Annotated in this window: 23 protein-coding genes and 1 tRNA gene; 11 read left to right on the top strand and 13 right to left on the bottom strand. The window is 63.3% G+C overall.

Annotation, left to right across the window (positions count from 1 at the left end; translation table 11 throughout):
- Positions 1-822, top strand: an 822-nt coding sequence (locus tag JWP26_RS11640) for an L-serine ammonia-lyase (RefSeq protein ID WP_299727466.1), incomplete at its 5' end; no start/stop codon positions are given.
- On the opposite strand, the gene JWP26_RS11635 is transcribed toward JWP26_RS11640, so the two are convergent.
- From JWP26_RS11635 to JWP26_RS11615, 5 genes are all read right to left on the bottom strand, one after another.
- Complete coding sequence (locus JWP26_RS11635) at positions 803-2,023, bottom strand: O-antigen ligase (RefSeq protein ID WP_299727463.1); 1,221 nt, start codon at positions 2,021-2,023, stop codon at positions 803-805. The genes JWP26_RS11640 and JWP26_RS11635 overlap by 20 nt on opposite strands.
- 6 nt (positions 2,024-2,029) lie before the next feature.
- Positions 2,030-2,782, bottom strand: a complete 753-nt coding sequence (locus tag JWP26_RS11630) for a fumarylacetoacetate hydrolase family protein (RefSeq protein WP_299727460.1) — start codon at positions 2,780-2,782, stop codon at positions 2,030-2,032.
- Between the two features lie 94 nt (positions 2,783-2,876).
- On the bottom strand, positions 2,877-3,557 hold the full coding sequence (locus JWP26_RS11625; protein WP_299727457.1) for a GntR family transcriptional regulator: 681 nt from the start codon (positions 3,555-3,557) through the stop codon (positions 2,877-2,879).
- Entirely contained in the window at positions 3,557-4,570 is a 1,014-nt protein-coding gene (locus tag JWP26_RS11620) for an Ldh family oxidoreductase (protein ID WP_299727454.1), read from the bottom strand. The genes JWP26_RS11625 and JWP26_RS11620 overlap by 1 nt, the downstream gene beginning before the upstream one ends.
- Positions 4,571-4,715: 145 nt before the next feature.
- Positions 4,716-4,792: transfer RNA gene (locus JWP26_RS11615), tRNA-Met, on the bottom strand.
- A gap of 258 nt (positions 4,793-5,050) precedes the next feature.
- On the opposite strand from JWP26_RS11615, the gene JWP26_RS11610 reads away from it, so the two are divergent.
- The 3 genes from JWP26_RS11610 (at position 5,051) to JWP26_RS11600 (ending at position 7,341) form a co-directional block, all read left to right on the top strand.
- A complete protein-coding gene (locus tag JWP26_RS11610) occupies positions 5,051-6,088 on the top strand; it encodes an aldo/keto reductase (RefSeq protein WP_299727451.1) in 1,038 nt (345 codons plus the stop codon).
- Between the two features lie 63 nt (positions 6,089-6,151).
- Positions 6,152-6,841 (top strand): DUF599 domain-containing protein, encoded by a 690-nt coding sequence (locus tag JWP26_RS11605; RefSeq protein ID WP_299727449.1) that lies wholly within the window; start codon positions 6,152-6,154, stop codon positions 6,839-6,841.
- Positions 6,838-7,341: a lysozyme inhibitor LprI family protein gene (locus JWP26_RS11600; protein ID WP_299727446.1), complete on the top strand. Its 504-nt coding sequence runs from the start codon at positions 6,838-6,840 to the stop codon at positions 7,339-7,341. The genes JWP26_RS11605 and JWP26_RS11600 overlap by 4 nt, the downstream gene beginning before the upstream one ends.
- 36 nt (positions 7,342-7,377) lie before the next feature.
- Here JWP26_RS11600 and JWP26_RS11595 read toward each other — a convergent pair whose 3' ends face one another.
- Positions 7,378-8,640 (bottom strand): tetratricopeptide repeat protein, encoded by a 1,263-nt coding sequence (locus JWP26_RS11595; protein WP_299727443.1) that lies wholly within the window; start codon positions 8,638-8,640, stop codon positions 7,378-7,380.
- A gap of 104 nt (positions 8,641-8,744) precedes the next feature.
- Entirely contained in the window at positions 8,745-9,554 is an 810-nt protein-coding gene (locus JWP26_RS11590) for an alpha/beta hydrolase (protein WP_299727441.1), read from the bottom strand.
- 208 nt (positions 9,555-9,762) lie between these two features.
- Between JWP26_RS11590 and JWP26_RS11585 the strand changes: the two genes are divergently transcribed.
- The 3 genes from JWP26_RS11585 to JWP26_RS11575 all read left to right on the top strand — a co-directional run bounded on the left by JWP26_RS11585 (position 9,763) and on the right by JWP26_RS11575 (position 11,030).
- Entirely contained in the window at positions 9,763-10,074 is a 312-nt protein-coding gene (locus JWP26_RS11585; protein WP_299727439.1) for a (2Fe-2S)-binding protein, read from the top strand.
- Positions 10,040-10,525 (top strand): bacterioferritin, encoded by a 486-nt coding sequence (gene bfr, locus JWP26_RS11580; RefSeq protein WP_299727436.1) that lies wholly within the window; start codon positions 10,040-10,042, stop codon positions 10,523-10,525. The genes JWP26_RS11585 and bfr overlap by 35 nt, the downstream gene beginning before the upstream one ends.
- 94 nt (positions 10,526-10,619) lie before the next feature.
- Entirely contained in the window at positions 10,620-11,030 is a 411-nt protein-coding gene (locus JWP26_RS11575) for a VOC family protein (protein ID WP_299727434.1), read from the top strand.
- Here JWP26_RS11575 and JWP26_RS11570 read toward each other — a convergent pair.
- From JWP26_RS11570 to JWP26_RS11555, 4 genes are all read right to left on the bottom strand, one after another.
- Entirely contained in the window at positions 11,027-11,647 is a 621-nt protein-coding gene (locus tag JWP26_RS11570; RefSeq protein ID WP_299727431.1) for a nucleotidyltransferase family protein, read from the bottom strand. The genes JWP26_RS11575 and JWP26_RS11570 overlap by 4 nt on opposite strands.
- Positions 11,648-11,681: 34 nt before the next feature.
- Complete coding sequence (locus JWP26_RS11565; protein ID WP_299727428.1) at positions 11,682-12,683, bottom strand: alpha/beta hydrolase; 1,002 nt, start codon at positions 12,681-12,683, stop codon at positions 11,682-11,684.
- 355 nt (positions 12,684-13,038) lie between these two features.
- Entirely contained in the window at positions 13,039-14,256 is a 1,218-nt protein-coding gene (locus JWP26_RS11560; protein WP_299727425.1) for a lytic murein transglycosylase, read from the bottom strand.
- Between the two features lie 198 nt (positions 14,257-14,454).
- Positions 14,455-16,626 carry a mechanosensitive ion channel domain-containing protein gene (locus JWP26_RS11555; RefSeq protein ID WP_299727422.1) on the bottom strand — a complete coding sequence of 724 codons (2,172 nt, stop codon included), beginning with the start codon at positions 16,624-16,626 and terminating at the stop codon, positions 14,455-14,457.
- 171 nt (positions 16,627-16,797) lie between these two features.
- Here JWP26_RS11555 and JWP26_RS11550 point away from each other — a divergent pair, with 171 nt between their 5' ends.
- Entirely contained in the window at positions 16,798-17,091 is a 294-nt protein-coding gene (locus tag JWP26_RS11550) for a hypothetical protein (protein ID WP_299727419.1), read from the top strand.
- Positions 17,092-17,105: 14 nt separating this feature from the next.
- On the opposite strand, the gene JWP26_RS11545 is transcribed toward JWP26_RS11550, so the two are convergent.
- A complete protein-coding gene (locus JWP26_RS11545; RefSeq protein WP_299727416.1) occupies positions 17,106-17,750 on the bottom strand; it encodes a cation transporter in 645 nt (214 codons plus the stop codon).
- Positions 17,751-17,817: 67 nt separating this feature from the next.
- Between JWP26_RS11545 and JWP26_RS11540 the strand changes: the two genes are divergently transcribed.
- On the top strand, positions 17,818-18,240 hold the full coding sequence (locus JWP26_RS11540; RefSeq protein WP_299727413.1) for a helix-turn-helix domain-containing protein: 423 nt from the start codon (positions 17,818-17,820) through the stop codon (positions 18,238-18,240).
- A 105-nt stretch (positions 18,241-18,345) separates the two neighbouring features.
- Here JWP26_RS11540 and JWP26_RS11535 read toward each other — a convergent pair whose 3' ends face one another.
- Entirely contained in the window at positions 18,346-18,747 is a 402-nt protein-coding gene (locus tag JWP26_RS11535; RefSeq protein ID WP_299727410.1) for a hypothetical protein, read from the bottom strand.
- Positions 18,748-18,838: 91 nt separating this feature from the next.
- Between JWP26_RS11535 and JWP26_RS11530 the strand changes: the two genes are divergently transcribed.
- Both JWP26_RS11530 and JWP26_RS11525 read left to right on the top strand, forming a co-directional pair.
- The gene (locus JWP26_RS11530; RefSeq protein WP_299727408.1) at positions 18,839-19,495 is read left to right on the top strand and encodes an acyl-homoserine-lactone synthase; all 657 of its coding nucleotides are present in this window, start codon (positions 18,839-18,841) and stop codon (positions 19,493-19,495) included.
- Between the two features lie 71 nt (positions 19,496-19,566).
- Complete coding sequence (locus JWP26_RS11525; protein ID WP_299727405.1) at positions 19,567-19,737, top strand: MGMT family protein; 171 nt, start codon at positions 19,567-19,569, stop codon at positions 19,735-19,737.
- The last annotated feature ends 240 nt before the right edge of the window (positions 19,738-19,977 follow it).

The following is a 19,977-nucleotide window of genomic DNA, read 5'->3' as shown; positions in this document are numbered from 1 at the left end:
GACGCTGAGCCAGTCATTGGCCATGAGTGGGGTGATTTCGTTGCGCTGCCATTGGGCATCGAGCTGGGCCACGATGGCCTTGGCGCGGCGCTTGACGTTGAGGCCGCTTGCATCGACCGAGGCCTCGACCAATCGGGCATCATGCCCGGCGGCCTCAACGTCAAGCGCCGCGCCAAGGCCATCGTGGCCCAGCTCGATGCCCAATGGCAGCGCAACGAAATCACCCCACTCATGGCCAATGACTGGCTCAGCGTCTACGCCATGGCCGTCAACGAGGAGAACGCCGCCGGCGGCCGCGTCGTTACCGCGCCCACCAACGGCGCCGCCGGGGTCATCCCCGCCGTGCTGCGCTATTTCATCAAGTTCGATGCCCGCGCCAATAGCTCGACCATTCGCGACTATCTGCTGACCGCCGCCGCCATTGGCGGCATTATCAAGCACAATGCCTCGATTTCGGGCGCCGAAGTGGGCTGCCAGGGCGAGGTGGGCTCCGCCTCGGCGATGGCCGCCGCGGGGCTCTGCGCCGTCATGGGCGGCACCCCGACCCAGGTCGAAAACGCTGCCGAAATCGCGCTGGAGCACCATCTGGGCATGACCTGCGATCCGGTCGCCGGCCTTGTGCAAATCCCCTGCATCGAGCGCAACGCCTTTGGCGCCGTCAAGGCCGTCACCGCAGCTTCGCTGGCCCTCAAGGGCGACGGCACCCATGCGGTGCCGCTCGACGCCTGTATCGAGACCATGCGCCAGACCGGCATGGACATGTCCGAGCGCTATAAGGAAACCAGCCTTGCCGGCCTCGCCGTCAACGTGGTGGCGTGCTGAGACTATCCGTGTTGCGGCGCAGCGCGATCAGGTAACCGAGCAGCAGGGCGAACAACACCGTCTGGGGAAGGACCCCGAACATCGCATTGGTCAGGCCGAGGAAGAGATAGCCCGTGGCCAGCAGCGCACTGCCCAAGGCGACGACGCGGTCGGTGGACCTGGCCTTGCCGAAGCGCAAATTTGCCAGCGGGGCAGCAATGATCAGCCCATAGGCCAGCAGGCCCAACAGCCCGCCCAGCGCCGCGAAATCGGCGATATCGCTGTGCATGTGCTCGAGGGTTGCTAGTTCCGGCAAGTCAGGATGGGCCACGCGGACCGTTTCCATGATCTGCCCGAACCCCTGTCCAAAAATCGGCGACGCCAGAAACTGTTGCAGGGCGGATTGATACATCGCGGTGCGATACACATCCGGGGTTGGCGATGGGCCGCCAGCACCCAGCGCTTGCGTCATCTCGCCGAACACCGATAGCGCCCGCATCGAGGACCCCGATGTCAGGCCAAAGGCCAAGGCGCCCAACGCCAGAACCACCACGGTCAGCACCAATGCCAGATCGCGGCGATACCAGAACAGCAGGATCGGCATGCCGACCACCGCCATCGCCACGCCGCCCAGCAGTGGCCCGCGCGACCCCGACAGGATCGCGGCCAGCATTCCGGCGATCGGTCCCAGCAAGAACAGCACCCGCCACGGCGAGCGCCCGACACAGATGCCCGTCAGCGCCATGAAGCCCAGCACGATCGCGATGCCGCCATAATGGATGGGATTGTTTCCCACCTCGACGCGCGCAATCCCGGTGGCCAGATATTCCGACAGGCCGAGCAGCGCCGCCGCGATGGCCCCGAACAGGCACAGCAGCGGCAGTGAGAACGGCCGCAACAGGGGCTGGTTCTGCGCCAAGAGGAACGCGACGCCGGGCACGACGAGGAACGGCGCCAGCGCCAGGATCGGCACCAGATCCGTCGAACCGCGATAGACGAAGGGCAGAGTCAGCCCCAGGCAGACCAGCGCCAGCAGCAACATCCACCACGGCCGTACCGCCAATATCGCGTCGCGATGCACGATGGCGGCGACGAGGCCAGCCGCTCCGGCGATCAGCACGATATAGTCGGCCACATGCGGCGCGATATCGGCAAACACCAGCCCCGAAACCGCCAGCACGCTGGCGAGCAGCGCGAGAATACCGTAGCCCTGCCGTTCCATCGTAGATTACGCCAGCTTGACCGAAATTGTGCCGAGTGCGCCCAGGTTGGCGCTCATCGCCTCGCCCGCCTGCCCCAGCGTCTCCTTGAGGCGCGATCCGGTGATGATGATCTGGCCCTTGCGCAGCCCGCCCTGGCGCAGGGACGCCTCATTGGCGAGCCAGACGATGGAGTCGATGATCACATCCAGCGTGGCGCCAGTATCGGTTTCCAGCACCTTGCCGCCGATCGTCAGGCTCATCTTGAGATCGCCCAGGCTCAGGCCCTGCCAATCAGTCACCAGGGCGCCGCTGACCACGGCGGCATTGACCTGAAGGTCGCCGATATTCAGCATCTTGGGCAGCTCGTATTCGGGCGCGAAGCGCGTTCCAATGATTTCAAAGGCCGGCAGGAACCCTTCGATCGCCGCGATCACTTCGTCGCGCGAATAGCCGCCGGGCCGCGCGGTGAGGTCGGCCCCAAGCTTGAGGCCCACTTCCACTTCGACCAGCGTGGCCATCAGGTCGGCGATATTGAGCGTGGTGCCGGAGTTGAAAAACGAATGCGCCAGGATCGGGGAGACAACCGGCACCGCCTCCATCCCCGAGCCGATCTTCCAGCCGCCCACTTCGCCTTCGAGCGCAATGATTTCGTCCTGGATCGCATAGGCGGCGGCGCGATCCTGGGGGATCAGGGCTTCGGGAAAGGTCACGAGCTGTTCGCCGGTCCGGCGCACGCGCGACAGCAGGAGGGCGGCCTGGGCGGCGCTGGCATTGGTCATGGCATGTCCTTCTTGAATTCTGGCGGTCGGCTGACGCCGTTGTGACGCCATGCAGCCCTAAAGTCCACCCTGACGGATCGGGCGCACGGTTCCCCTATTGTTGATATCGCGCCGCAAAGCGCATCCGCGAAGCCTCGATATGGGCCGTCATCGCCGCCTGGGCGGCCAGGCTATCGCGCCGCCGGATCGCCGCGACGATGTTGTTGTGCTCCTCGAGCGCGTCCGCGGTTACGCGCGCATTGAACACCAGGCGGAACAGATGCACGTGGGTATGCAGTCGCGCCAGCGCCTCCAAGACCAGCCGATTGCCGGCGCTGGCGGCGATCTGGTCGTGAAATGCCATGTCGAGCTGGGCGAATTGCGCGTAGGCACCCAGACCCTCGTTGTGGGCCAGTGCGCTCATGTCCGCGCACAGTCCTGCCAGCTGGCCCATCACCGCTTCCGGCATCAGCTGAGCCGCCTTGGCCGCCGCGAACGGCTCCAGCTGCATGCGCAATTCATAAAGATCATTGAACTGGCCCGCGCTCAATTGGGGCGCCGCGCTATAGCCCACCAGATGCGTCTTGACCACGAGGCCTTCGCTCTCCAGCCGGGTCAGCGCCTCGCGGATCGGGGTTTGCGACACGCCCAGTTCGCGCGCCAGCGCATCGACCGAAATCCGGGCACCCGGTGCGATTTCCAGCGCCATAATGCGAGAAAAGATCGCGCTATAAACCTCGTCGCCCAGCCGGGCTGGCCGCCGCAACAATCCCGCCACTGCGCTTGGAACCGCCATTATCGCACCGCCGCCTGGTCGCGCAACCGCACCAGCGTGTCCCACACTTCATCGGCCAGCGTCAGCCCGGCCAGGCGCCGCTCGGCTTTCAATGCCCGCCCCCGCTCGCCGGGGATCAGCACGGTGTCGAACCCATCCGCGGGCGGCGTGTTGCGCAGGACGTCGAGATAGGCCGAGAGCGCCGCCCCTTGCCCGGACAGTGGATCGATGACGATAAACACATCGCCCTTGTTGCACAGCTTGCTGGCATTGAGCGTGCCGGTGACGTCGCGTCCGAGCGCCGCCCCGGTCAATGCCGTTACCAACAGTTCGAACGCCAGCCCCAGCGCATAACCCTTGGCGCCACCGAACGGCGCAATCGCTCCGCTTTTAGCGGCGACCGCATCGGTTGTTGGATTGCCTTGAGCGTCCACAGCCCAGCCCGGCTGCAGCGCGGCGCCGCGATGGGCGTGATCGTGAATTTCCCCCATCGACACCACGCTGGTCGCCAGATCGATGACGAACGGCCCCGTATCCGTGGGCACCCCGATGGCGATGGGATTGGTGCCCAGCAAGGCCGTGCGGCCGCCAAACGGATGCACCAGCGCTTCGCTGGTGGTCAGGATGATCGCCACCTGCCCCGCCTCGGCAATCGTCTCGGCATACCAGGCCAGCATGCCGATATGGTTGCTGGCCGAAATCGCCGCCACCGCGATCCCGGTCTGTTTTGCGCGCGCCGCAATCGCATCGACGGCATACTGCGCCACCACCGGGCCCAGGCCATTCTGCCCGTCCACGCTCAAAAAAGCCTCGCCGCGCCATTGGTGGATACCGCGCGTCCGTGCGTCGGCGAACCCATTGGCGATGCGATCGAAAATCCGCTGAAACCGCAGCATGCCATGCGACGGCACGCCGCGCAGTTCCGCGTCGATCAGCAGGTCGACCTGCATCTGCGCATGCTCCGGCGGCACCCCAGCGGCGGCCAATACGCTCAACGCCGCATGCGTGCAGTCTTCAACCGAAACCAGAACCATGACAAATCCGATACGATATGGGATATCGGCTTGTTCCGCATCGCCCCGGGGCTGTCAATGCGGCGACCTGCCCGGCCAAAGAAAAACCCGCGCATCTTGCGATGCACGGGTTTTCAATACGCCGGCGCCCCGATCTGGGGAACATTGGTTGCGGGAGCAGGATTTGAACCTGCGACCTTCAGGTTATGAGCCTGACGAGCTACCGGGCTGCTCCATCCCGCGATAAGTCTTTGGAAACATTACCCTGGAGCGAAGCGCCGTCGCGGCATTGCCGCTGCGTTGAGGGGTATATAGGGGCTGCGCGCCGATACCTCAAGGCTAAAATGGGGGCTGCGTGACAGTTTTTTGACCAAGCCCGCAATGCGGGCCATTTATGCCAGCCATGCTCCTGATATCGCGCACAATTTTATCCGGCGCCCCCTGCCGTTTGTCATGCGCCTGCTCTAAAAGACCATTCTCCCTCCTGCCGAAAGCATCATCATGAAACTCAAGCCCCTGGGCCGCACCGATCTGCGGGTCACCGAACTTTGCCTCGGCACCATGACCTGGGGCAGCCAGAACACCGAAGCCGAAGGCCACGCCCAGATCGACCTGGCGCTTGAGGCCGGCCTCAACTTCATGGACACCGCCGAGCTCTACGCCGTCCCCGGCAGCCCGCAGACGTCGGGCCGCACCGAGGAAATCATCGGCAACTGGTTCGCCAAAACCGGCAAGCGCGACGGCTGGATCCTGGCCAGCAAAATCGGCGGCGGCGGCACAAAATTCCTGCGCGATGGCGGCCGCGCAGATGGCAAATCCCTGCGTGAAGCGGTCGAAGGCAGCCTGCGCCGGCTCAAGACCGATCGCATCGAGCTTTATCAGATCCATTGGGCGTCGCGCGGCAGCTACAATTTCGACAATGGCTGGACCTATGCGCCCCATACCCAAGACACGGCCGACAGCATTTCCAACATTCTCGAGCTGCTCCACGCCTTCGACGACCTGATCAAGGAAGGCAAGATCGGCCACGCCGCCGTCTCCAACGAAACCACCTGGGGCATCGCCCAGTGGCTCAAGCTCGCCGAGCAGCACGACCTGCCGCGGCTGGCCTCGGTGCAGAACGAATACAACCTGATCCGCCGCCAGTTCGATCTCGACCTGACCGAACTCAGCCATCACGAGGATGTGGGCCTGCTGGCTTATTCGCCGCTCGCCTCGGGCATCCTGACGGGCAAATATCTGGATGGCACCATTCCGTCCGGCAGCCGGGCCGAATACCAGAAGGGCCTGTGGCGGCTCAACGAATTCTCCACCCCCGCAGTGCGCGACTATGTGGCGCTGGCCAAAGAGCACGGCCTCGACCCGGCGCAGATGGCCATCGCCTTCTGCCTGACCCGTCCATTCATGACCTCGGTCATCGTCGGCGCGACCAGCGTGGCGCAATTGCGCACCGATCTGGGCGCGCTCGACATCACCCTGAGCCCGCAGGTTCTGGACGGGATCGCCGCTATCCACCGCCGCTATCCACGCCCGAACTAAAGCTGCTCTTTACACACGGCGCGTTATAACAGGACGGTTCACCAACCGTCCTGCCGGGGCCTCATGACGCTGCTGACGACGCTATTCCCGCTGATCTGTTACTTCGCCTACAATATTTTCATTCCGCAGGTGGAGAAGCTGCGGCCCTCGCTGTCGTCCATCATGAACCTGCAACGCCGCCGCTGGGTCGCCAATGCGGCGCGGCGCGAGAGCCCGTTCGACGCCATCCTGTCGGGCAATATCATGCAGTCCGTCAGCTTTCTCGCCTCGACCGCCGTGCTGATGGTGCTGGCCGTGTTTGCGGTGTTCGGGCAAATTCCGGCTCTCATGGAATCGCTGTCATCGCTGTCGCTCGATGCCCGCTACAGCGTCACCGAAGTGCAACTGCATCTGGTGGTCATGCTGACCATGTTCGTGCTGGCCTTCTTCGCCTTCACCCTGTCGCTGCGCCAGTTCAATCACTTCTGCATCATGCTGGGAACCCTCGATCCCTCCGTCCCGGCTTCCGAGGAAGAGCTCGACGCCATCACCGAGATGAACATCCTGGGCGCGCGCAATTTCAACAGCGGTATCCGGGCCTATTATTTCTCGGTCTCGACCGTGGCCTGGTTCGTATCGGAATGGGCGACCATCGTGGCGTGCCTGCTGACGATCCTGGTGCTCGCACAGCGCGAATTTCTGTCTTCGGCCCACCGCACAGCCGCCTCTGCGGCTATCGTTGCGGCCCGCCGCCAGAAGGATGCCAAGCCATGAAATTCTTGCTTGCCGCTGCGCTGACCTTCGCCTGCTTCGCCACCGCCATGGCGCAGGAGCCCAGCTACACCAGCGACGATGAAATGGCGCTTCAGCAGTGCATCGAAGCTGTCAACGATACCAACAACAGTAAAGAGCCCACCGATACCGCCAGCATGCACGACTGCATCGGCGCCGCGTCAGGCCTTTGCCAGGACGTCCCGGGCGGAGACAGCACGCAAGGCATGACCGCCTGTAACCAGCGCGAGCAGGCTTGGTGGGACCAGTATCTCAATTCAAACTATGCCGACCTGCAGGCCTCGCTGGAGCCAGCCGTGTTCGACAGCCTTAAGACCGCCCAGCGCGCCTGGCTCAAATTTCGCGACGCCGACTGCGCTTTCGCCGACGCGCTATGGCAGGGCGGTACCATTCGCTCGGTCATGGCATCGGCCTGCATGATGAACGCCACGGCAACCCGGGCGGTCGAGCTGGCCAATACGCTGAACGAAACCAGCCACTGAGTCTTCAGGCTACCAAAGAGGTGGGGTGGTGCAGCCCTACTTCCGCTTCGTCTTGCCCGTCCCGTCACCCTGCGCGCCACGCAGGCGGGCCAGATTGTCGATCGCCAGCTGATAGCCCTGGTCCGCCGACTTCTGGTAATAGGAGATCGCGGTTTCCTTGTTGGCCGGAACCCCCAGGCCTTCTTCGTAAATATGGCCCATATTGTTGAGCCCGATGACCTGGCCCGCATCGGCGGCGATCTGCGTCCATTTCAGCGCCTCGGCATTGTCGATCGGCGTGCCGTGACCATCCATGTAGAGCAGGCCGAGATTGACCGCCGCCAGCATTTCGCCGCCTTCGGCCGCCTGCTTGTAGAGCGCCAGCGCCTTGGCATAATCCTGCTCGACGCCGCGCCCGTCTTCATAGAGCAGCGCCAGATTGTGCTGGGCCAGTGCCATGCCCTGATCCGCCGCCTCTTGATACAGCACTGCCGCCGCTTTGGGATCGGCCGTCTGCCCCAGCCCGTTTTCGATCAGGAAACCCAGATTGTTCTGGCCATATTGGTCGCCCTGTTCGGCCGCGGCCTTGTAGAGTTCGGCCGCCCGCACGTAATCCACCGGCTGACCCAGCCCGTCCGACAGCAGCTTGCCCAGATTGACCTGGCCCGAGGCATCGCCCTGCGCCACCGAGCGCTCGAACCACGCCGCCGCCGCCACGTAATCGCGCGGCACGCCCAGCCCATCCTGATACATCAGCCCCAGATTGGATTGCGCCTTGGACAGGCCCTGTTCGGCCGCCGCCCGATACCATTTTGCCGCCTGCGCATAGTCCTGCGTCAGGCCCTCGCCGAAATCATAGCTCAGCCCCAGGCTGTTCTGCGCCGGCGCATATCCCGCCTCGGCGCCCTTGGTCAGCAGCGCGGCGCCGCGCGACATGTCCTTGCCGATGCCGTCGCCGGTCGTCAGCATGTCGCCGAACAGCGACAGCGCCACCACATTGTCGGCGGCGCTTGCCGCCTCGAATAGCGGCACCGCCTTTTCATAATCGCTGGCAGCGTAATAGGCCCGCGCCAGCCAGGCCTTGAGCTGCACCGAATTCGGCTCGGCCTTGAGCGCCTTTTCGCAGGCCGCTACCGCGACCGCTGAATCCACCGACGCCAAGTCCCGGCCGATATGCTCGAAGCCCGGCTCGAACTGGCTCGCCGCCGCCGCCGCGCAGGCATCGAACAGCGGTCCGGCAAAAGCGGTTGAGGCCGACAGCACCAAGAGGGCTGACCCCAGCACCGCGCCGCGCAGCATTATTTTGATCTGACCGCTCATTGTCGGTAACTCCCTCACCGGCCCCTGGCGGCATAGTCATAACCGGCCCGGCCCAACAGCGGCAAGACGTTCCGGCCCCACCGGCGGACAATTGAAGAATTGGGTTATCGGCCCAGCCGCGCGGTGAGAAACGCCGTCGCCTCCGCCAGCACCGGCGCCATCTTCCGCAGCGGCCGCGACAGCGCCATCACCACATGACCGTGCCCCATGGTGGGATAATAGCTTTCGCTCACCGCCACGCCGACCGCCCGCAATTGACGCGCCAGCGCCTTGGCATTTTGCGGTCCCACCAGCGTATCGCGCTCGCCATTGGCCAGGAACATGGGCGGCGCCTCCGCCGTGACATGGTTGATCGGCTGGGTCGCCTTCGGCCCCCGCACCGCGCCAAAGGTTCGCAGCGAAATGGGCCCATCGAAGGGCAGGAAATCGTATGGCCCCGATAGCCCCACCACCGCCTTGACCCGTCCGAGCAATCCGCGCGCCCGCAGGTATGCGGGGTCCAGCGCCAGCATCACCGCATTATACGCCCCCGCCGAATGCCCCATCAGCGCCATGCGCTGCGCATCCCCGCCATACTCGCCGATATGCTCGACGCACCAGGCGAAAGCCGCGGCGCAATCCTGCAAAAACCCCGGATATTCGACCTGGGGGATCAGCCGGTAATCGGCGATCACGGTGACAAATCCCTGCGCCGCCAGTGCCCTCCCCGCGAAATCGTAATTGTGCCGGCTCCCGTCCATCCACGAGCCGCCATAGATGAAGAACACGACCGGCCACGGCCCGCTCCCCTTGGGCACATAGATATCCAGCCGCTGTCGCGGCTCGCTCCCATAAGGGACGTCGCGTGCCAGCTTGAGCGAGCCGCTATCCTTGGGCAGCAGCGCATTGACGACAGACAGGAGGGAAAGGGCCATGCAGCACTCGGAGGGGGAGATGCTCTAGATACGGCCCTCGACCTAAAACGGTTTCGCCGTCCCCGCAACGCACGAGCGCGTTCCTGATTTCCCGCGTTTTAACCGCACTGCGCATCGGGAGCCGCGCGACAATATCTGACATTGACATTCAGGTATCGGCGCAGTTTTATGCGGCCGTGCTTTTAGTCCAATAGAACCACCCCGCGCCATGCTCGTCTGCCAGTGCAATATGATTACCTCCAAGCAGATCGAGGACATTGTCCTGGCGCTGCTCGAGGAGGACCCCTGGCAGTTGGTGGTTCCGGCCAAGGTCTACCGCGAGCTCGCGCGCCGCGCCAAATGCAGTGGCTGCGTGCCAAATGTGGTGGACATTATCGTTCGCGTCACCGAAAACTACCACCTCCAGCAGGCACGCACGCCGGGAGAGCTCATCGAGCTCGAAACCCGCCTTGCAAAGCTGAAGCAGCAACGGAGTGGAGATCGTCGTGAAAGGCGAAGCACAAGTCATCGAGCGGCTTAACGAGGCCCTCTTTCTCGAACTCGGCGCAGTCAACCAGTATTGGGTGCATTTTCGTCTGCTCGACGATTGGGGCTATAAGAAGCTTGCCGCCAAGGAACGCGCTGAATCCATTGAGGAAATGCATCACGCCGATCGCCTGATCGAGCGCATTATTTTCCTCGAAGGCCATCCCAACCTGCAGCGCGTCGCACCCCTGCGAATCGGCCAGACCATCAAGGAAGTGCTCGAGGCCGATTTGGCCGGCGAATACGATGCCCGAGCCGCCTATAAGGCATCGCGCGAACTGTGCGAAAGCCTTGGCGACTATGTCTCCAAGAACCTGTTCGAGGCGCTGCTGACCGACGAGGAAGGCCATATCGACTTCCTTGAAACCCAGCTCGACCTATTGAGCAAGATCGGCGTCGAAAAATACGGCCAGCTCAATTCCGCTTCCGCCGACGAAGCCGAGTAGGCTCTGCTGGCAGGCGTAGTGCATGCACTACGCCGCCGAGCTGAACCACATCTCGCCTGCCGCGTTACCCGCATAAGGCTCATGGAGACAGGTCATGACGTTCCACCGAGGCCGCCTGATTGATCACGTCCACCTGCGCGCCAAGGATCTGGCGGCTAGCAAGCGCTTTTATGAAGGCGCGCTCGCCGTGCTCGACCTCGAGATTCAGGCGTCCAACGATGAGTTTTTCTACCTCGACGAACTGTTCGTCTCGACCGGCGATGCCGAGACGCCGCCCACCCATGTCCACCTGGCCTTCCAGGCCAAGGACCGCGCCACGGTCGACGCCTTCTATCATGCGGCCCTCGCCGCCGGCGGCAAAGACAATGGCGGCCCGGGCGAACGTTTCTATCACCCCGGCTACTACGCCGCCTTCATCCTCGATCCCGATGGCAACAATATCGAGGCAGTCTATCATGGCCCATCGACCCGCTCGGCCGAGTCAGTGCAGTTCGACCCAGCCTAATCGAGGCTCTCCGGCCATGGAACGACGGTAATTTCCGGCCAAACGGACTTCGCCCGCGCGCCCTTGGCCTCGTGGGCGGCGCGGTTGTCCAGCGCCGGATTGGGCGTGATGCGCAAGGCGAACAGATCGTCCAGCCCGAACGGCGCCTCGATGGTCAAGCGATCATCGGGCTCGAGCCGCACCGCCACCGCATGGGTGCGTGAGGCGTAGCGCGTCAGTGCCTCTTTTGAGTGCGTCAACGGCGTTACCGAGATCCCGAATCTCTGGGGAAACCACAGGTGCACCCGTGCCTGGTTGCGCACCTCGACGGGCAGCGGCAGCCCGGCAAACACCTTTTCCGCCGCCTTGATCACCCGGTCCTCGGCCTCATAGGACAGGTCCGAGCCATCGAAATAGATCAGGTCCACATCCTTGATTCCGGTCAGCGCCGCCCGGCCCGTCAGGTGGTTCCACACCGCGTTATAGATCGCGCCGGCCACCACCCACCCGTCCGGCAGCGCCATCTCGCGCAGCCCGGCCAGCACCGTCATCAGCATCGGCTGACCACGAACGATCTGTTCCAACGCCTGGCGCTGCCGCTCCGGGCTCGCCCCGGCATATCGCAAATGCTCACTCATGCCCGACGCTAGACTGATTCCCCCGCCGCCCGCATCACTTGCTGACAGGCTGGAACATCTGATCCATCTGCGCGATGATATCGTCCATCGGCTCAATGACCTCGTCGGGCGGCTGCGGCGCAACGGCGATATAGGGCACGCCGCTGGGGAAAGCCCCGAACTGGTTGAAGAACAGCGTCACATCGTCCAGCACTGGCATGCGCCAGCGCCAGAGCGATCCCATCGCCATCACCACTTCCATATGGCCAAAGCCCTCATAGAATTTCGTCGTGACCCAAGTGCCGCGCGCCTGCAGAGCCCGCGCCAGGTGCTCCGTATTCTGCATCCGCACGATGGGGTCGCCGGTGCCCGTCGCCAGAAACATGGGCGGCGCGTCCGAAGTGACAAGATTGATCGGCTGCGTGCCTTCGGGATTGGAGGCCGAACCGAAGGTATTGCGCACCTCGTCATATTCGAACGGATAGAAATCGAACGGCCCCGACAAGGCCGCCACGGCGCGGATCGGCATGGTCACGCCATAGTCCTTGAGGAAGGACTGGTCGAGCGCCAGCATCACCGCATTATAGGCCCCGGCCGAATGCCCAGCCAGAAATAGCCGTTCCGGGTCGCCGCCGTAATTGGCGATATTGTCCTGCACCCACCGGAGCGCCTTGGCATTGTCGTCGAGAAAGTCGGGATATTTCACTTCGGGAAACAGCCGATAGTCGGCAATCACCGCGACGAAGCCACGCGCCGCCAGGGCCCGCCCGACAAACTGGTAGTCCCCGCGATCGCCATGGCTCCAGCCGCCGCCATAGATGAAAAACACCACCGGCGCCGGCGCCCCGCGCGCCTCGGGCGCATAGACATCGAGCTTGAACCGCGGCCCATCCGCGTAGGCGATCCCGTCACCCACCTTGGAGGTCCCGCCATCCATCGCCCCCGGCAGATTGAACGGGTCCATGATCGACAGCGCCAGCGCCGGCCCCGAAGCCAGCAACAGCGCCAGCATCACCACGACGCCGCGAATGGAATGGAGCAAAGGAAATCGGAACATGGACATACGATTCGAACAGAGAGCGGGAGGATCATCGATTGCGGCACAAAGCCGAAGATTGTGTGACTGCCACAGCATCGTGCCAGCATTGTGAACGAGGACACTTCTTGGGTCTTGCGCAGCCGAAGGCACGTCGAGATTTTTGTCAGGATGAGGCGAAAATGGTGGCTTGGGAGCACCGGAGCGGAGCGTCCTTCGGTACGTGAGCACCGGAGCGCAGCGAGCCGCCATTTGCAGCCCAGCCTGGCGGAAATATCGGTGTGCCGCTATGGGCGAGGGCAGGCGCCTCAATATCCGAAGCGGCCTGCCCTCTACTTAAGCCCCCCGATTTTGCCGCCATAGAGTTAACGAAAGGTTAATTCTTGAGCCGATCCAACAGCCTTCCAGACACGAACCCGTCGGCCGGCAGCCCGGCCTGCTGCTGAAAGGCAATCACCGCCGCCCGCGTCTTGGGCCCGATGGCGCCGTCCGGCGTGCCCACATTGAAGCCGCGGCGGTTGAGCTGTGCCTGCAACTCGACCTTCTGGCTGGCATTGAGTGCGTAATCATTGGCCGGCCAGCCCGATACAAACGCGCCGCCCCCGATGATCCGATCCGCCAGATGCCCGACCGCCAGCGCATAGCTGTCCGAATTGTTGTAGCGCTTGATGACATCGAAATTGTGCAGCACGAGGAAAGTCGGCCCGCTGGCGCCCGCCGGCATATAGAGCCGCGCCACATCGCTGCCGCGCGGAAAGCTCTTGTTGTTGCTGCGGGTGATGCCCAATTGCTGCCACTGGCTGATCTGCGCACGATCCAGGTGCCGCGCCGCCGCATAGTCGAAACCGCGGGGCAAATGCACCTCATAGCCCCAGGTCTCGCCCGGCCGCCAGCCATGCTCCTTGAGATAATTGGCGGTCGATCCCAGCGCATCCTGCACCGAATTCCAGATATCCTTGCGCCCGTCGCCATTGTAGTCGACCGCATAGCGCATGTAGCTGGACGGCATGAATTGGGTATGCCCCATCGCGCCGGCCCAGGAGCCCACCATATCGCGCGGCGCAACATTCCCATCCGAAATGATGCGCAGGGCCGTCAGCAGCTCGCCGCGGAAATAGTCCGGCCGATAGCCGCCCTCGGTCAGCGTCGCCAAGGCATAAATGGTGTTCTCGCCGCCCATGAAGCCGCCGAAATTGGTTTCCATGCCCCAGATTGCCAGCACGACTTCCGGCTGCACGCCCCAGCGCTGTGCCGCTCCGGTCAGCGTCTGGTTCCATTCGCTGCGCATGGCGCGGCCCTTTTGCGCCTGCGCGTCGGTGACCCGCCTGGCAATATATTGCGAGACGGTCTGGGAGAATTCGGGTTGCTTCTTGGTCAGCTCCAGAATTTTGGGGCTGAGGCTATAGCCCGCAAAGGCCGCCTCGAACGCCTGTCGGCTGACGCCGTGCTGCTCGGCCTGCGGCCACAAGGCGCGCACGAATTCGGCGCTGCTGGCGAGGGGCGCGCTGACAGCGCCAAAGCTCATCACCGCTCCCAGGGCAATCGCCGAAACAGCTTTCGCAAGGCCGAAGCGCTTGCCGGTCTTGTGCACCATATTGGGCCTCGTGATTACGCATGAACCAGTCACGACCGCCGGCCCATCCCCGCCAGCGTCCGCGCCGGCTGTGTGCAACCGCGCGTATCCCTATTTTAACCTATCAAATTAAGATCGCCTTAAGGCAAACACCAAGCCCGATCACAACCGCTTTAGTTGTCATCCTAAGCATTGATGTTCTTCCCGCTATGCGGCTCATTATGCCGGCTCTTCGCCTCCATTGGGCAAGTCTGCGGCCGGCGGCAATCCGCGCATTGGGCCACGCCCTTCAACATAGCGCACACTCTGCGTCGGCACCTGGATACCGCGTTCCGCAAACAGTCGCATCAGCTTCTCGCTGAAATATCGCCCTGCCCCCCATTGCTTGCCCGCCAGCGTCTTGATGCGGGCGCGCAACGACATGGAGGCGGGGGTAATGGCGATCAGCCCCTGCAGGTCGAGATCGTCCAGCACGACGTCCTTGTGCTCGCTGTCCATCACCATGGCGAAAGCATCGCGCATCGCCTGTTTGACCTCCTCGATATCGCTGTCATAGGCCACCTCGACCTCGGCGATGTAGAACGAGAACCCCCGCACCATATTGCTGACCTGGTCGACCGACGAGAACGGGATCAGATGCACCGTGCCGGTCATGTCGCGAATGGTCACCGAGCGGATGGTGAGCTTTTCCACCACGCCCGATTTGCCGGCCGCCTCCACCACATCGCCCTCGTTCATCACATTCTCGAACTGGATGAAAATCCCGGTGATGATGTCCTGCACCAGCTTTTGCGCACCAAAGCCGATGGCGAGACCCAGCACCCCGGCGCCCGCCAGCAGGGGCGCAATATTGACCCCGATCTGCGCCAACGCCAGCATCAGCCCGAACACCACCAGCGCAATGGTGAAGGCGTTCTTGAACAGGTTGAGCAGCGTCTTTTCGCGATTGGTCGCCGCCACCCCGGTCGTATTGTTGAGCCGGTATTCCACCCAGGACGCAACCGCCACATAGAGCAGGATGCACACGAGGATGATCAGTGCTGCCGAAATCACCGACACCGCCACCTGCTGCCCGCGATCGCTGGAAATCCAGCCGACGAAGTCGAACAGCGCCCAGGCCTGCGCCACGGCCAGCACCACGCCGGCAATGACGATCCAGCGCACAATGCCCATGACGCGCGGCACGAAGGCATGCAACCGCTTTTCCAGCAGCGGCAATTTCTGGCTGATATCCTTGGGCAGATGCAGCCCCGCGTCGACGAAGCGCGAGATGAACATCACCACCAGCATGCCCACGAGGATGGCGATCGCGGTCTGCACCGTGGCACCCAGCATGAACGGCAGCGCCCGATCCGGATTGGCGAACCACACGATCAACAGCGCCACCAGGTACGTGATCGCCACGATGTGCCAGATCCTGCCGATCAGCAGCAGCGCTTGCGCGGCTCCGGTACTGCGCCTTTCGGCCATCCGGCCCAGCCAGGCGCGTACGCCCTCCTTGCATTGCAGCACGATGACGATGCCGATGGTCACCGCCGTCGCCATCACCAGCACCTGCACCGCCGCCGCAATCCCTGCCGACAGATTGGCCGCGATCACCGGCGACACCAGCATGAACGTGTAGCCGAGCAGCGAGACGATACGAGCCAACCAAAAGAGCCAATAGGCCGCATTGGTATCGCTCACCGGCACCAGCCGCAGCGTTTCGAAGCGCGGCTGCAACACCGCGCGCAACACGACCTTGCTCAATTCCACGAGGAGGAACGCATTGAGCAGCAGCGACTGGTTGATCCCCATGCTGCCCGGCGTGCCGGTCACGCTCAGCGCCAGCACATTGCCCAGCGCCCAGGCCAAAACCACCGACCCGACATCGATTGCCGCCGCGGCCAGCGCGCCGGCCAGCCGCATGTACCAGCGCCTGCCGGCCACCCGCGCCGCAATGCGCCGCTGCAGCCAGATCACGATGACCCGCAATCCGAGGAAACTGGCCAGTAGCGCCGCGCCGACGATCAGCACGCCGATGGCCACATCACCCAGCGCCGACAGATCGGCCCCCTCGCCGCCAAAGCCCTTACCTAGATCGCTAAACACCTGCCCCACTGCCCGCAAAGTGCTGGAAACGCCCTCGGCCGAGCGGCGCGTATATTCGGCCAATTGCCGCGCAATGCTTAAATCAGGTGCCGTCTCGACCGGCGTCGCCGTCTCACCGGTCGCCGTCTGCCGCAGCCGTTCCAGCAACACCGCCCGCGTATCGTCATTCTCGATGATGCGGATCAACTCGTCGATGCTGGCATCCGCTGGTGCGGCGGTCTCGGCTGGGACTGGCACTTGCGCCATGGCCACGCCCGGCAACGACAACACGACCAGCAATAGGGCAATCAACAAACGCATGAATGGCTCGATATTTGGCAAAGGAACGGTGCGGCTTCCTGTCGAGCAGGTCGCCACGCCACCGTCAACGCCGCAAGCGGGCAAAATGTGGCGTGACGCGCAATTCACCCTGACAAGGCGCAACATCATCCTGGCTGGAAAACCCGCCCCCACTATGGCAGCATCACTGCCATGTCCTCCCCCCTGCCTCCCGGCCACAATGGCGGCCCGCCGCTCGACGACCCCCACGTTCCCGAATGGGGCAGCAACGGCATCGGCAATTATTTCGAATGGAAGGCCGCCAAGCGCGCCGCCTTCAAGGACGTCCCCGCCGACATCGCCATCATGCGCGCCCGCCGCGCCGAGGCCCTTGGCCTGACCTATGACGAATACACGCTCGAAATCCTGGAACGCGGCCGCTACCTGCAAGCCGCCGATACCGAGCGCATCGCCGCCATCAAGGCCAAGCGCCCATTGCGCTGGTAAGCCGGGGACCGAGGCTATTCGGCCGGCGCCCCTCTCGGCAGTTCCAGCTCGGCCATTGCCTGGCGCGCCACCACGACCGCGCCTTGCAGCGCCAAAGCCCCCATGACCGCTGCGACGATCACGTCAGGCCAGCCCGCACCGGTGCCGAACACGCCGAACGCCGCCAGCATCACCGCGATATTGCCGATGACGTCGTTCCGCGTGCAGATCCAGGCCGAGCGCATATTGCTATCGCCAGCACGGAACCGCCAAAGCAGCCCGAACGATGCGGCGTTGGCGAGCAAGGCAGTGATCCCCACGACCCCCATCGTATAGGCTTGCGGCGTTATACCCGTGGCCATGTTCCAGCCGGCAACCCCGATGACCCAGAGGCCGAAAATGCCCATGGTAAGCGCCTTGGCCAGTGAGGCGCGCGCGCGGACCCGCAATGCCATCCCGACCACCAGAAGGCTGATGGCATAGTTGGCCGCATCGCCCAGGAAATCGAGCGAGTCAGCCTGCAGGGACGCCGACCGCGACGCCAGGCCCGCGCCGATCTCGACCGCGAACATCACCGCGTTGATCGCCAGAACGGCCCACAGAACGCGCCGATAGGTCTGGTTGTGCAGGCTTTCGGCGGCGTTATCAGCCTGGCAATGATCGCAGCAGGAAGCACTCATGGTCGTGGCCTTTCGCTCATCTTGGCGACACGATACAATCTCCAGTCACTAGAGGAGCAAGCCCAAAATGGTTGAATTTGCCATCGGCGAGGCCGCCCGGCGAAGCGGCGTCAAAGTCCCCACCATTCGTTACTACGAGCAAATCGGGCTTCTGCCCACAGCGGCCCGCACCGAGGGCAACCGGCGCCTCTATGACGAGCGCACCATGCAACGCTTGAGCTTTGTCCGGCATGCGCGCGAACTTGGTTTCGACATCGAGGCCATCCGCGCGCTCCTGACCTTGCAGGACGATCCACTCCAGTCCTGCGCCATTGCCGACAGTATTGCGAGCGAACATCTGGCGGAGGTCGAGCACCGCATTGCCAGCCTGACGGCGCTCAAGCGCGAACTGGTCGCCATGTTGGCCCAATGCCGGCATGGCCATGTGGAGCAATGCCGCGTGATCGAGGCGCTCTCAATGCCATCGGGACATGCGGACCTGCGCATTTGAGTTTCGTGAGCTGCTAGGCGGTCGGGTCACCTTGACCGGCGCAGTGCGAGCATTAAACCACCTGCAGCTCACGCCGATCAGCATCAAGCACACTGGGGCGGCCCATCAGAATGCTCCGCGCTCCCGCCACATGACCCAGCGGCAAGCCGCCCAGCAACGGACGTCGAGCAGCCCCGTGCTCCGGCCCTTCGCCTCTGCCGCCATATCGAGGATGCAGCGCAATGCCGCGGCTATGTCCTCGCGATATTCCGGCTGCTGCGCGGCGGCGATTCTGACCGTCTGCATGCTTGGGCATAGGCTCGTCCCGAAAATGCGGTTACAAGAACCCTGAATGGCATTTGCCGGCCGATTTGCCAGTTTGCGATAGCTGAGCTTGCCCGGCGCCAGGCACTCCCTCACCGAAGCCCTCGCGCAGTCTGGAAAAGTGGTGGGCCAGCTGCCGGAATGCCGGCGGCCGGTCCGCGCATTCTGGTCATCTTCAAAGGCGAGATCGCGCGCCCCCGTCACAAGTACTCTGGCGAGGCCATCGAACGCCGCTATTGCCGCAGCTGGTGCCGCGTGACACGCTACTTAGACGATCATTTGGGAGTTCGTATTGATGACCATCACTCCACCTTCTGCAGTCTCAGCACGCCAGTCATCCCTTAAGGCTCTGGTCGTCGATCACACAAATGCTGCCAAGTATAGCCAGCAACTCGATCATTTCCATTATCAACGCCATCGGGTCTACGCGGAAGAACTTGGCTGGGTTCCCGCTACACATTCTCGCCGCGAGTTCGATGCATTTGATACCGACGATGCCGTCTACATCCTCGTTTCGGACCACGGCGAATTTGTCGCCGGCTCGCGCCTTATCCCAACGGATAGGCCGCATTTGGCCAGCACCGTTTTTGCCGGCGCCTTTACCCTTGCGCCCATCGTGCGGTCTGCAGAGGTACTGGAATGGACTCGAGGCTTCATCATCCCGGAGCGACGCGGTCGCGGTAGCGTGAGGTTATTGGCGGCATCTTGCGCCGCGGTGATGGAATACTGCCTGCGTCACGGCCACAGGCAGGTCGGTGGCATGCAAGACAAAAAATGGCTGCCGCTTTGGGCGAAACTGGAATGGCGTGTCCACATCCACGGCGAGCCAGAAATGATTGGAGGCGAGCCCTGGCTGCCCGCCTACTTCGACGTCACTGAAGCTGCGCTCGACAACGCTAATATGCTGGCTGGGCTGAATGCATCGATCTTGCTGGACAACCGTCCTCTGTGAGTGTCTGACCGCTGGTTGGGGACGGATGGGGTACGGCCAGGTCGACGCCTGATGGGACTCGCGCTCAGCGAATGCCCGCTTCAACCCATGACCTTATGCCGATCTCGATTATTGCGCCCTGCCATCGCGTCATGGGCTCCGACGATACCCTCACTGGCTTCGCCGGCGGCCTCGAGGTGAAGCATTTCCTGCTGCGGCTCGAAGGCGCGGGCGCGTCCCGATACCTGCTCCCGGCGGCTTAGGGCGCGTCGGGTGGCTCATATGGCCGATGGCTGATGGCGGATGGCCGATGGCCGAGAGGGTGTTGTTGGGGCTGTGGCTGTCAGCGGCACGCGGCGGCATTCTGGGTGCCCTAGAAACGCAAAAACCCCCAGTCATTTCTGACTGGGGGTTTTGTGTTTCGACATTGTATTTGAGACCCATACGTTTTTGGCAGACCTTGCAGCGACCTACTCTCCCAAGCCTTGAGACTTAGTACCATT

This window comes from Devosia sp. (assembly GCF_028290435.1).
Lineage (GTDB): Bacteria > Pseudomonadota > Alphaproteobacteria > Rhizobiales > Devosiaceae > Devosia.
Note: the sequence above shows the minus strand (reverse complement) of the source record. Positions and strands in the feature narration are given on the sequence as shown.